The 12,501-nt window shown below is 49.0% G+C and carries 10 protein-coding genes; 3 read left to right on the top strand and 7 right to left on the bottom strand.

Annotated elements, in window-relative coordinates; genetic code table 11:
• Positions 1–8 precede the first annotated feature (8 nt).
• Both AC0YNW_RS09300 and AC0YNW_RS09295 read right to left on the bottom strand, forming a co-directional pair.
• On the bottom strand, positions 9–1,802 hold the full coding sequence (locus AC0YNW_RS09300) for a sensor histidine kinase (RefSeq protein WP_475831703.1): 1,794 nt from the start codon (positions 1,800–1,802) through the stop codon (positions 9–11).
• Between the two features lie 135 nt (positions 1,803–1,937).
• Positions 1,938–2,939: a phosphotransferase enzyme family protein gene (locus AC0YNW_RS09295; RefSeq protein ID WP_475831702.1), complete on the bottom strand. Its 1,002-nt coding sequence runs from the start codon at positions 2,937–2,939 to the stop codon at positions 1,938–1,940.
• A 262-nt stretch (positions 2,940–3,201) separates the two neighbouring features.
• Between AC0YNW_RS09295 and AC0YNW_RS09290 the strand changes: the two genes are divergently transcribed.
• Both AC0YNW_RS09290 and AC0YNW_RS09285 read left to right on the top strand, forming a co-directional pair.
• Positions 3,202–3,978 carry a DUF817 domain-containing protein gene (locus AC0YNW_RS09290; protein WP_475831701.1) on the top strand — a complete coding sequence of 259 codons (777 nt, stop codon included), beginning with the start codon at positions 3,202–3,204 and terminating at the stop codon, positions 3,976–3,978.
• 572 nt (positions 3,979–4,550) lie between these two features.
• Complete coding sequence (locus tag AC0YNW_RS09285) at positions 4,551–5,579, top strand: leucine-rich repeat domain-containing protein (protein WP_475831700.1); 1,029 nt, start codon at positions 4,551–4,553, stop codon at positions 5,577–5,579.
• A 56-nt stretch (positions 5,580–5,635) separates the two neighbouring features.
• Here AC0YNW_RS09285 and AC0YNW_RS09280 read toward each other — a convergent pair whose 3' ends face one another.
• The 5 genes from AC0YNW_RS09280 to AC0YNW_RS09260 form a co-directional block, all read right to left on the bottom strand.
• Positions 5,636–7,594: an ABC1 kinase family protein gene (locus AC0YNW_RS09280; RefSeq protein ID WP_475831699.1), complete on the bottom strand. Its 1,959-nt coding sequence runs from the start codon at positions 7,592–7,594 to the stop codon at positions 5,636–5,638.
• Between the two features lie 331 nt (positions 7,595–7,925).
• Complete coding sequence (locus tag AC0YNW_RS09275; RefSeq protein ID WP_475832198.1) at positions 7,926–9,548, bottom strand: M56 family metallopeptidase; 1,623 nt, start codon at positions 9,546–9,548, stop codon at positions 7,926–7,928.
• A gap of 23 nt (positions 9,549–9,571) precedes the next feature.
• Positions 9,572–9,931, bottom strand: a complete 360-nt coding sequence (locus AC0YNW_RS09270) for a BlaI/MecI/CopY family transcriptional regulator (RefSeq protein WP_475831698.1) — start codon at positions 9,929–9,931, stop codon at positions 9,572–9,574.
• Between the two features lie 175 nt (positions 9,932–10,106).
• The gene (locus AC0YNW_RS09265; protein ID WP_475831697.1) at positions 10,107–11,303 is read right to left on the bottom strand and encodes an anti sigma factor C-terminal domain-containing protein; all 1,197 of its coding nucleotides are present in this window, start codon (positions 11,301–11,303) and stop codon (positions 10,107–10,109) included.
• Positions 11,296–11,808, bottom strand: a complete 513-nt coding sequence (locus AC0YNW_RS09260) for a sigma-70 family RNA polymerase sigma factor (RefSeq protein ID WP_475832197.1) — start codon at positions 11,806–11,808, stop codon at positions 11,296–11,298. The genes AC0YNW_RS09265 and AC0YNW_RS09260 overlap by 8 nt, the downstream gene beginning before the upstream one ends.
• 216 nt (positions 11,809–12,024) lie before the next feature.
• Between AC0YNW_RS09260 and AC0YNW_RS09255 the strand changes: the two genes are divergently transcribed.
• Positions 12,025–12,429 carry a VOC family protein gene (locus AC0YNW_RS09255; RefSeq protein WP_475831696.1) on the top strand — a complete coding sequence of 135 codons (405 nt, stop codon included), beginning with the start codon at positions 12,025–12,027 and terminating at the stop codon, positions 12,427–12,429.
• The last annotated feature ends 72 nt before the right edge of the window (positions 12,430–12,501 follow it).

Below are 12,501 nucleotides of genomic sequence, written 5' to 3'. Positions count from 1 at the left end.
TTTTTTTATCAAAGATATTCCTGCTCCAGTTCTCCTTGTCCGCCAGAAGAGCGAGGCAAAGTAAAGGAAAAGGTCGTTCCCTTGCCGGGAATACTGTCGAACCACAAGCTGCCGCCATGAATACGAACAAATTCGCGAGTCAGCACCAGTCCGAATCTTGTATCTCCCGTATCATCGCCATTGCTCCTTACCTTGAAGAATGGTTCCTCCAGACGAAGCATTTCTGCCGTTTGCTCATCGATTCCTGTTCCATTATCGCTTATATGCACGATGATCGTATCGCCGTCCAGCACGGCGCTGATTCTGATCTCGCCGCCAATACCCGTATATTTGATCGCATTCGAGAGCAAGTTGCGCAAAATCAGATCCAGCATCTCTTTGTCTGCAATAACCGTTAGCTCATCACCTACCTGCTCGGTAAGCCGGATATGCTTCATGCCCGCCTTTGTTCCTTCAAGCGTCACAGCCTGACGGACAACCTGCTGCAAATTCCAGCCTACCGGACGAAACGCGACTCTTCCCTTCTGACTGCGGTACCAGTCCAACAAATTATCGACGAGGTAGAAGGTGCTTTGTACTTGTCCTTTCAGTTCCCGCATCAACTCCGCATGCTCGATATCCGCAGCGGTCAATTCATCTCCCAGAAGCTCGGTCAGACTAACCAGGAGTGCGATCGGATCTCGAATTTCATGCGCCATCACCGTAAACAATTTGTCCTTAAACGCATTGAGCTCCGACAATTGTCGAGCATTCTCACGCAGCCGGGCCTCGTTTTCCTTTATTTCCGTTATATCGTTGAACATCAGTATTTTCCCGATCGGTACGTTGCCCGTATCGTAGATAAACGATAAGCTGCAATAATAATAGCTAATACCACCGTCATGCTGCTTTTCGAACGGGAAGCGTTCATCGCTTGTACCGGCTGCTTCAATGCGGGCCAGCAGCTCTGGACGGTCAGGCAAAACCTCAGTCACAAGGGAGGGGTAACGTCTATCCCTGCCAAGCTCGGGAAGGACATTCTCAGCCGCTCCATTGTAACTTACGACCCGGTTCTCATAATCCAACAGAATAATACCGTCCCGAATCGTCTCGAATACCTTGGCAAGTGCGAGCGGTGTTAATCGCAGCAGATTAAAGCGCAGAATGCCCCACATATACGCGACTCCCGAAATGACGAACCCGAATGGCGTCAAGTCGACGCTAATTCCCAGCCAAAAACAAAGATTAAGCGCCATAGGCGCAATCGCACCTAACAGCAGGATCGCTATTTGTTTGCGAACCATCGGCAACGCTCGAAGGTACATCTGTAAAGACAGCAAAATTCCGCCTAGCAGGACAGCATAATTATATACGGTATGTAGCTTGTACCAAGGTCCTTTGACCGTTAGGTATAAGGGAATTTGACTTGCTGCATTAGGGACATAACGCTCATAGAGGAGATGATGCCAGTCATTCGTTAGATGGACGATGAAGACAGAGAAGGGAATCACAAGAAGCGCATATATAAGCTGTTTCCGGTAACGGGCTGCTGTTCCGGTGAACTGGATAATCTGAATAAGCCAGAGTGTGGTTACAAAAGGAATGCCAACATACTGAATGTGCAGAGATAGCTTGACTTCGCCCAGACTCCTGCTCAATAGCTCTATGGCATAGCCGGAGGCATAACATGCCGCTCCCAGCATGATCAGAATCATCGTTTTGGCAACAGGGAGATGCCGCTTCCGGTAAGATAAACAAGCAACTACCACCATCAATCCCGCCGAAATAAAAAGCAAGATCGACATCCATTGTCTTGTATCCACTTCTGAGGCCTCCTGTGCACATGATTATCGGGCAGCTATCGACTCGGTTCGACAAAGCTTCCTACAAAATCATAGCATCTTCGCGATGTTGTTGCTAGATGACAACATGCGAGAGAAGATCCATATATTTAATCTTTAAATCTCAATCGCATGAAATAAAAATGGCATTCCATTTAAGTATTTTTTTATTATGGCTTGTGCATAGGGCTGTTCTTCTTTTAGTCCCTCTGTTTCCCTTGGATCAGGTGCATGGTGACTATAGTTTTCGATCATTACCATTACGGTGAAAGTCTCTAGTTCTGAAAGCCATTCGACTCCCAATTTTCTGATGCTCTCGTAGCCTTTTATAACGATCTCCCTTTGAGCGGGATAAAGTCCCAGAATGGTATGCGCTATATCATAAAGATAATAGCCAAACCCACATCTTCCAAAATCGATTGGTCTAGGCTCACCATTAGAAAATACGAGGTTACCTTGATGCAGATCACCATGGATTAATCCGTAGCTCTGTCCGTCCTTGCGAAGATTGCTCATCCTAGAGAGTATCCTCTCAGCCGCTGACTGGTACAATGAAAATTCTGCATCTGTCAGAAAGCGATTATAATGTTGCGCTAAACGATCCATGGCTTGTCTAAAGCTATGCTCTTCCCATACAGGACGTGTAAAGTTTGAGGGTGGCACGAATTGCTGTGATGCTTGATGAAGGTTTGCTAATAGAACCCCTTCTTTATAGACTTGATCCTCAGTAAATTCTCCACTCTCGTGCACACCATCCACCCAGCGCATTAGTGAAGCGAAAAGATGGGAACCGTCCTCTTGATCAATTCTTACCGTTCTGATCCCATGACGACCCAAAACTCCCTTAGGAAGAGGAACCTCAATCTTTTCGCTCAAAGCATCCAACCAAACCAATTCGGAAATAATCTCTTCGTTATTCATTGCTGAATGAATTCGGAGTAAAAAGGAGCCGTCTATACTGGTTTGAATGATAAATGTACAAGTATCTGATAATTGATTAAACCGAATCTGTTCCCAATCCAAGTCATAGTTCTGTAGTGCCTTCAATGCTACATTCTTTAACTGCATTAAGGTTTTATTTATTTTTTCATCTGAATCTATATGAAATAACCCTGCCATAACTATCCCCTCTTCACTGAATATCCTTTCAAAAAAATAATAGCCAAGATTCTTGCTGCGAGGTAGGGAATCATTTTTTTAAATCAATTTTGAACGTGGAACAATCAACCATACATTCATTCGGCACACCGCATCCAGTGCAGTGGTCTCTGAAAAATAAGCAATTTTCCGCCTGTTAATTTCTCTTTTTCCGAACAGTCCGCCCCCTTATGATAGGGAATGACCAGAGCATTCTAAAATTAATGTGCGGGGAGACAACCCAATGAGACCTGCTATTCAACTATTACACTTTGGCTATCACCAGGCGATGAGCTGCATCTTTCCTGTTGCGATCTTCGGGACCTTAGCGCTCTCAACTGTCATAGATATCCCTTTCATGCATCGGTATGATGCCATTCTGCTTATTCTGCTGGGTGTGCAATACCTCATGTACCGCAGCGGGCTCGAGACGCTGGATGAGATCAAAGTCATCTGTCTGTTTCACGTGATCGGATTAGCACTTGAACTGTATAAGGTGCATATGGGGTCCTGGGCATACCCGGACCCTGGGTATACGAAGCTGTTCGGCGTCCCGCTCTACAGCGGATTTATGTATGCGAGCGTGGCAAGCTTTATGTGCCAAATATGGCGGAGACTGCGGATGGATATGACGGGCTGGCCCGGAATCGTACCTTCAATGCTGCTGGGCGGGGCCATTTACCTTAACTTTTTCACCCATCACTTTATTCCCGATTTTCGTTGGTGGCTGACGGGGCTGGTTTTCATTGTGTTCTGGAAAACATGGATTATCTACCGGGTGCGGGCTACCACTTATCGTATGCCCTTGTCGCTAGCCTTTATCATTGTGGGCTTCTTCATCTGGCTGGCCGAAAATATCGCTACCTTCTTCAACGCCTGGAAGTATCCCGACCAGCATGAAACCTGGCAGCTCGTCAGCTTCAGCAAGATCAGCTCATGGTTTCTTCTGGTCATCATTAGCGTCATCATCGTGGCGCAGCTTAAACATGTGAAGGCCAACCGTACGAAAGATGCAGGTTAACAAAAAATCTCGGAGTACAGGTTGTACTCCGAGATTTTCAGCTTTTTTGCTTCAATATTCCTCTGCCGATTAACTGCCTCCCCTGAGGGGAGTTACCACCTTTGAAGCCGATCCTATCGACTTAATCCTTCTCTTGAGGAGATATGCTGCATTGAAGTCGATTCTATCGACTTCATTCATGCTAGCAAGGGGATGTTACGCTTTTACGTCGATCTCACCGACTTATTCCCCGCTCATGGGGGCATATACTACTTTTAAGTCGATCCTATCGACTTAATCCCGCTCCGAGGGAAGCCGACAATTTCAATAGTGGGATACCTACAATTCCCTTCATAGGCTTCGTACAAAAAAGCACCGTTCAAGCAGGTTTAGCTATTATGAAGCCGTATAACGTTTACTTAGCCATTACACCAAATGGTTCTCCAAACAATTGACGTCCTTCCCTCTCCAAATCATAAACACAATCATCGTTTTTTTCGCAAATGGCATTGAAACGGGGAAACTTCTTCCTGCTCTAACCGTATTGATTTACAATTAGCGGAAATTAGGATAGATATACGAGGTGACCAATCATGAATGAAATCTGGCATGCTTCTATACAAGGCGTTCCCTGGGAGGCAGCGAAAATGATTCAGGCGGTTAAGCATCTGCGAAACCGGGCGACCGTCAGCTTCAGAGTTGGCGCGGACACGCTGGAGGATCTGGTTGAACTGGATGCACGGGTGTTCGCCAAACGGCCCGATCTTATTCTGTACCTATCAACGATGGATGAGAAGACCCGATATTCAGAGGAGTTTCTAGAGACGCTTGCGTCCTTGAAGCATGTTGCCGCTTTGCGACTGGATCTCCGCGAACCGCAGGACTTGTCCATGCTTGGTTCGATGACGCAATTGCAATTCCTTAATATTAGCTCACCCAAGAAACCGTTAGAACTGGCCTTCATCCACAGCTACAAGCAGCTAGCCTATCTAGAGCTGCATGGAAAATTCAAGGATCTGGGACCGATCGCTGAATGCATTCGCCTGGAGACGCTTGTTCTTAACTGCTCCATAGACCAGTTGAACTTCGTAAACGAGCTTCCGCTCATCAAGTATCTATCCATCGACAGCTGCGATTTAAAGGAATCGCTTGAGGTGCTAGCCCATTCCAATGTGAGCATGCTAAAACTATCTTCTGTGCGCAATCTGACGGATATTGAGCCGCTGGGGACACTGATCAACTTGGAGTTCTTGCATCTATCGCTGCCAAAGGTTGAGCGTTTATGCGACTTCTCCAAGCTGGACAACCTTCGGCAATTGGAGCTTGATTACATGAAAGCTCTGCGCGACATTCAGAATCTCTGGACGGCAAAGCAGGTTGAGACACTAGAACTGAAGGAGATCAATACAGCAATTAAAGCAGAGGCCTTCGAGCCCTTGAAAAATATGGAGCGGTTGCGGCAGATCGACTTCCGCTTCATCGATTCCGGCAAGCGGCGCAATGCGGCCATGCGCGAGCAATTAGAACGTTCAGACAAAGGCCATCTTCTATACGACCATATCCCGGAAACCGAGCGCATACGCTCCATGGCAATCGAGCATTTGACCCCGATCTTGACATAAAAACAAACCGGCCATTCCCTGCAAGGAGCAGTGAGGAGTGGCCGGTTTTATTTAATCTATTCCTTCACTTGCTTCAGATGACGCACCGCATGAATGGCAACTCGGATAAGCAGAACTGCGCTGATCAAGATGCCCGTATAACCGAACATGGTCACCATATTGAATGCATCATCCGATGTACGTTCCCCTACGCTGAGGAGTCCGATGGATATCCCGCCGAACGCCGTCCCGACAAAAGCAAGCAGCGCTTGCGAGATCCATTTGGTCACGAATGAAGCATTGGCCTTGTCGGAGAAAAAGCCTACCTTGACGGAAAACTCGCCTTTCTCCAGCATCGATCCTAGATGATCGAGCCGCCGCGGCAGCCTGCGGATTACGGGCAGCAACTCCAACAACTCATTCGTCGCCGTCTCCTTCAAGTCCGTAGAGGAACTGATCGGAAGGAACTGCGCCGAATGCTCTCTTGCAAACCGCCGCGATTCGTCCATCAGGCTAAAGGAAGGATTCAACTGCATCATCGTCCCCTCAAGGGTGATCAGCGAGCGGAACGCTCCTGCCACATTGGGATAAAACGATAATCCGAACTCTCCAATCATGCGGAACAGCCCCTGTATAAACGCATCCGAACCACCTGCCGCGTCATATGCGGTCTGAACGAGCAGTTGGCTAATCGCTTGCTCCAGATCATCCTGGTCGATCTCCTGTTTCGTCTCGACCAGCTGCAGCAGTGCGTCCTTGATCATATAAGGACTTCGCTTCTCAAATCCGATCAACAGCCGCTTAAGCGCATCAAGCTGCAATGTTCCAAGCCGCCCGACAGAGCCGAAGTCCAGCAGCGCCGGAGTCCCGTCATTCAGAATGTAGACATTGCCGGGATGAGGATCGGCATGGAAGATGCCCTTGAAGAAAATTTGCTCCAGCATGCAATCGAAGATTCGCCGCTGAACCTCTAGGCGATCGATGCCGCGTTCATCCAGAATGGCGGTGCCGCTCTTGACGCTCGCCCCCTCCATATATTCAATCACGAGTACCTTGGCATTGCTGTACTCTCGATATACATGCGGGATTTTGACTTTGGAGGGACTATGAAGGAGCGAAGCGGTCACTTGCGCGAAATTGCGGGCCTCAATCCGAAAGTCCGTCTCTTCCTTCATCGCAGCAGAGAAGCCTTGAGCCAGTTCGAGAAAGCCGATGTTTCTGGCCCAGGCGGATTTGCCCGACGCCCAAGCCGCGAAGCGCACCAGGATGTCCAGATCGCGCTGCAGCTTGGAGGATATATCCGGACGCAGCAGCTTGACGACAACCTGCTTCCCGCCATCGAGCAAAGTGGCGCGATGAACTTGTCCAATGGAAGCCGCGGCGAGCGGTTCCATCTCGAACGTCCCGAAGATGTCGTCTTGGGGCTGATTCAGCTCCTTGGCTAGTATTTCTTCCACCTGAGCCGTCGTCAGACGCACAACATTCTCTTGCAAGTGCGACAGCTCTTCGACGATAGCCGGAGGCAAGAGATCCGATCTCGTCGATAGAACCTGACCGAATTTGATGAAAAATCCGCCGCAAGCCTCTAATGTCTTGCGGAGCGATACAGCGAGCTTTTGATCCGAGGCGGGTGTTCGTTTGAGTGCCAGATTTTTGCCTACGCCATATCGAATCGCAATGAATAGCACCTGAATATATCTGCGCTGGCGCTTCCACCAGGCAGATAGGCGCTTGAACGGATTTTTGGTATCGGTAAGCCGCTCGCCTCTCTCTCCGATCGGAATCGGATCGAACATCTCAAAGAACAAATAAAAGAGCAGCGATACGATCACCATACTGAGCAGCCACAGCCACCCTGCTAATCCGAACTCATCAGACTTGTCGTATTGCAAGTACACGTAGTAGTAGACGGCAGACGTCACGATGACACTGAGAAGCGATGCCATCACCTGCTTCAAAAAGCTAATCCTTGTCCCGATCAGCCGACCGATGATGAAGATCATTACAACCGCTAATAAAATAAACTGAGAATACATCCATTCTCTCCTCTCAGCAAAGGTTTGCCTGCAAAATGATAGGTATTGTTGGTATCGGCAGCACAGTTCGAGATGTGAAGTGATTTTGGATTTTGCCGCTCATTTGATCATACTACAGAACCTTCCATATCAAAAACTGCAGCTCCGGATTGCAAGCCAAGTCCGCTATCAGAGTGCAATTTCTGCAATGGTAATAGTCCAGACCTAGTATTCCACCTGTCCATAGGCTCAGCAGACAATAGACTAAAGGACAGGTATTCGGCATAAAAAAACGCCAGCCGAACTCTTAAAGTCCGGCTGACGTAATGGTCTGGCATGCAGTAAGTTTTCTTTATTTCACTACCGTAAAGTACGTATCATTCTCTTGCAGATGATTAATTCTTTCCGAATAGTCTTGTTCGGCTTGAGCCACTGTTAGTATGCTGCTGGCAACGAGCAGATCATAAAAGGATTGCAGCATCTGTGCCGAGATTGGCATAGGGACTCTCTCCGACGTAATCATCATTCGTTGCCCATCAAGCAAGACAGACGCTAATTTGACAGGTTGGACGAGCACAATCCGGACGCCGGTCCCATCAATGACAATATACATTTCCTTGCCGTCCTCAAACACCAAATGCTCTACTTCCGCCCCGTTCGCCAAGCGGCTCTGCATTTCTTTGATGGAGTAACCCGGATTCGGATCATTGGCCAGAAGCCAGCTCGCAAATTCCTTAGCGTCAATACCCTCTGTATCATATGTCTTCCAGACTGCCCCGTTGTCCTTACTAATCTGAATGGCGTTGTCATTCGTTACACGCAAATAGATTTTGTCGTCGATATAAACCGCCCTATAGGCTGAAGCGTTAAGCTGATCAATCAACGTAGGCACATCCGATTGGGTGAAGGTTAGATCAAGCGGCATCAATGCAGTTGAGGCTTCTCCTTGATAAGAGGCGAGTGCGCTTTCAGCCGTAGTCTTATCGACACTTGCTGCCGCTTCCGTATTATCCAGAGCAGAAGTCGCAAAGACCGCAACGGCGCCAGCTACAATGACAACAGCCAGCAGACTCGCCGCGATAGAGTTTTTTCTCATTTTCATAATCGAGATAATCCTTTCTTCGATCGGATTTTTAGCAAATGCACTGGTCAGCGGAGACAGTCCGCTCTTCTTCTCTTCCATATGGACAAGCGCCATTGCATAGGCGGATTTCATGTTGTCCCCAGATATCTTTATTACCTTCTCATCACAGGATAGCTCGATATCACGATTCGCAAGAACGTACATCACCCACACAAGTGGGTTAAACCAATGAAGGCACAGACTGGCCGCAAGCAGCCACTTTTTGAGTGTATCCAATCGTCTGATGTGAATATATTCGTGGGCAAGAATAAGCGCTAGCCTTCTTTCGTCTGTATAATCCATACTCTTAGGCAAAAGGATCACTGGCTGCAAAATACCATAGGTGAGCGGTGTCACAACCCCCTCTGATTGCCTAATCTGCACCTTGCGCCATAAAGGATTGGACTGCTGCCATTGCTGGATGAAATCATGTTTTACCGGCAACGACATTCTGTAATGATGACGTGATCTTACGTGCGGGATGATAAAATACAATGCGCAAAGCGTAAAACCAACAAGCCACAACCACACAAAGGGAGATACTGACGAGGCCGTATGTAGCGGTACGGCTGGCATGGCTATATGATCTGTTATTGGCGGCATAAAAAGCGACTCGCCATTTACCGAGGATGTATGGTCCGCTGCAGGATTAATCGCTTGTACTTTGAACCTCTCACCTACATAGTTAATCATCGTAAAAATGCTCCATTGCGAATGAAACGAAACCGGCACAAGCAGCCGGAATAATGCAACGCACCAAAGAAGCATAAAAGCAATCTTCGGTATCTTGTGAAGGAGCAAGAAACGAAAGAGCACAACCGCAACAATAAAGACTGAAGCCGAAAAACTCATCTGAAGCAGTGACATCCCCTGACTCACTCCATGTTCTCGATCAGTTGTTTTAAGCGATTGATCTCTTCCTTCGTCAGCCGATTCTGCCCCAGAAGCGAAGCAATCAGCCTGTCAGGCGCACCGTTATACATCTTGTTGATTAGTTCTGTCGTTTCATGCTCCTGTGCTTGCTCTCTCGTCACAACCGCACGGCAAACGAAGTTGGGCTCGTGTCGTTCAATCGCCCCTTTATCCAGACATTTCTTAATAACCGTATAGGTCGTTGTTTTGCTCCAGCCTACTTCTCTCTTCGTCATTTCCGCTATTCTCTTGGCGGTCGTATCGCCCTCTCTCCATAAAATTTCCATAATGTTAAGCTCGCTATCGAACAGCTTCATCACCATTTGGAGCACCCCTCATTCCGTTTGCGTTCTACTACAGTAGAATATGTTGTTTTCATTCTACTTCAATAGAACGTTTTTGTCTAGCGAATGAGAGGTTATTCCTGCATAAAAAAGAATCCTGCCCGTCAATCGCAAGGTTACCGCGCGATCAACAGACAGGATTGAACCAAAACGATTAATACTGCACGCTGCTATAACTCGTCTGGTACCAGTTCCACCAGTCGGTCTCGCCCAGCGCGGGACGCGTGACATGCTTATGCTCGCGGAGCTTCAGCAGCTCCTTCGTCGGGCCGGTCACAATTAGGCCGTAGCTTCTGGCGCCATGCTCGCTCACATAGTCGATCCGCTCCTGAAGCTTGGGATCGGCGTGAACGATCTTGCGGACCCAGCGCTCATTCTTCTGCAGCTCCTGAAGGCCCCGCAGGAATGCCTGCTCCTTAGCCGGGCCATCGCCCCACACCTGAAGTCCGCTGCTATAATTGGCATATCGTAGCATCAAGTCGCTGCTCATGCCCCACAGCTCCCCGCTCCAGCCGCTCAAGAAGTTGCCTTGCCTTGCGCCAGCCTGCTCAAGCCCGGTATCAAAGGCGTACCAGACAAGATCCATATCATAATTCTGGAACATGCCATAGATTTCCTCCAGTGAATAGGCCGCATCCAGCGAGATGGCAAGCTCGGATACCGTCCCTTCCGGCAGCATCTCCAGCGCCTGCCATACTTCGTTATCTCTTTCCCGCTCATATTGACGGTCCTCATCCGTAAGCGTCCCTGGAGCTTCCGGGTATGCAAAGTAGAGATTGCTCTGATAGCCGCCGCCGAACCATTCGCGCTTCACATTCAACAGGTTGAACCGCATATCCCCGTGCAGGATGCCGTACAGCTCTTGCTGCCTCCCAACCTGCTTGCTCATCTTGTATTCCATGGAAAGGTTCAAGTAGAGTCCGGTATTGACCCCGCCGCTGTTCACATTCAGATTGGGCACCGTCATGCCGACAGCCGTCCCTAATACCTTGGGCAGCCGTTCACTGGTGCTGGACGATCCGCCCAAGCCATAGAGCAATCCGGTCGTGATGCCTGAGAGAATGGACAGCAGGATGAAAGCGGAAAGCAGATTAACCGACGTGCTCACGCGGTTCCTCCACTTGGCTCTTCTCATCCAGCGCTGCTGTTTGCCATCGGAGGGTCCAGCCTGTTCAGTCGTCGCGTGAGGAACAAGCGGCGCTTGGGCAGCCATAGCCTGGTCCAGTCTATCCTGGCAGGCCGGACATTGCTCCAGATGCGCTTCGCACAGACGCTCTTCCTCCGGTGTGCAGTCTCCTCTCAGGTAGCGGTCCCAGACCGGCTCCATCTCTTTGCATAATCGGTCAGTCATAGGTTATCCCTCCTCCGTAAGTTTGCTTGATCAGACGCCGCAGTTCCTCGCGTCCGCGATGAATGTTTATTTTAACGCTGGAGAGGGTCAAGCCCGTAATATCGGCAATCTCCTGGTAGGATAGCTGATAATGGTCGCGCAGCAGTACGACATGCCGCTTGTTCATCGCGAGCTTGCCCAGCAGACTCATCCAGCTCTCCGTCGCTTCGCGTGCCAGCGCCTCTTGCTCAGCGCTCCGTGCCGTCTCGCCGGAGGCAACGGTCTGCTCCATCCATGCAGGCTCGTAAGGCGTGCTTCGCCGCTCCTTGCGCTGCCAGTCGATAAAGGCGTGATAAGCGACCTTGAACAGCCAGGGCTTAATCCGTTCGTTGTCGTAGCTCTCCAGATAGACATAGGCTTTGTAGAAGGTGTCCTGCATCAGATCCTCGGCAACCTGGGGGCTGGCGGCGAGGGAGTACAGGTAACGGTACAAGTCCTGTCCGTATTGACGATATATAAGATCCAGTGCGTGTGTATCGACCGTGCATCCCCCTTTTCTGCTAGCTCATGGCGCCATGTTCTGACCTATTCACGTTTCAGAAAGGAATAAGTTACAATCTTGACTCTTTGGCCCGAAAAAAATATTTATCTAAAGCTGTCGATTTTGTCGTTCCTCATTCGTTGTCTTCATAGAGGCTGGTTAACAACAGTCAAACCAATCGATGAGAGGATGTTAAGTAAAATGGCAAAGTACACTACTTATATTGTATCGGAGAATGCAAGAGCCCAAGCTGAGTTTTATATAGAGGCGCTTGGAGGGGGGATTCAATCCGTCATGACACATGGGCAGCTACCTGGTGCAAAGGAAGAGCTGAAGGACAAGGTCGTGAATCTGCGTTTGGTTGCCGGAGGCATTCACTTCATGATGTCCGATTCCGTATTTGAGCCTGTCGTTCGGGGAAACGCCATCAACCTGTCCTTCGAGTTTGCAACGGAGGAGGAAGCTCGTGAAGCATTCGCCAAGCTGGCTGAAGACGGCAAAATCATTTGCCCGTTGGAACCAGCGTTTTGGGGCTCCCTGTTCGGACAAATCGAGGATCAATACGGCATCAGATGGATGATTACGACTGAAGCGCCGACCGCGTAACGATGTGAGCATAGCGATGAAAGCCGCCGAATGGCGGCTTTTTGCATGTATTTCATGTCGCTAAATAGCCCA

It is taken from the genome of Paenibacillus sp. J31R120, assembly GCF_056269225.1.
This window is presented reverse-complemented; position numbering and strand designations above follow the sequence as displayed.

Bases quoted from the DNA above. Each gene is read 5' to 3' on its own strand.
- AC0YNW_RS09290 (WP_475831701.1), top strand. From the start codon at position 3,202: ATGAGACCTGCTATTCAACTATTACACTTTGGCTATCACCAGGCGATG.
- AC0YNW_RS09280 (WP_475831699.1), bottom strand. From the start codon at position 7,594: ATGTATTCTCAGTTTATTTTATTAGCGGTTGTAATGATCTTCATCATC.
- AC0YNW_RS09265 (WP_475831697.1), bottom strand. From the start codon at position 11,303: ATGACTGACCGATTATGCAAAGAGATGGAGCCGGTCTGGGACCGCTAC.
- AC0YNW_RS09270 (WP_475831698.1), bottom strand. From the start codon at position 9,931: ATGGTGATGAAGCTGTTCGATAGCGAGCTTAACATTATGGAAATTTTA.
- AC0YNW_RS09285 (WP_475831700.1), top strand. From the start codon at position 4,551: ATGAATGAAATCTGGCATGCTTCTATACAAGGCGTTCCCTGGGAGGCA.
- AC0YNW_RS09275 (WP_475832198.1), bottom strand. From the start codon at position 9,548: ATGAGTTTTTCGGCTTCAGTCTTTATTGTTGCGGTTGTGCTCTTTCGT.
- AC0YNW_RS09255 (WP_475831696.1), top strand. From the start codon at position 12,025: ATGGCAAAGTACACTACTTATATTGTATCGGAGAATGCAAGAGCCCAA.
- AC0YNW_RS09295 (WP_475831702.1), bottom strand. From the start codon at position 2,939: ATGGCAGGGTTATTTCATATAGATTCAGATGAAAAAATAAATAAAACC.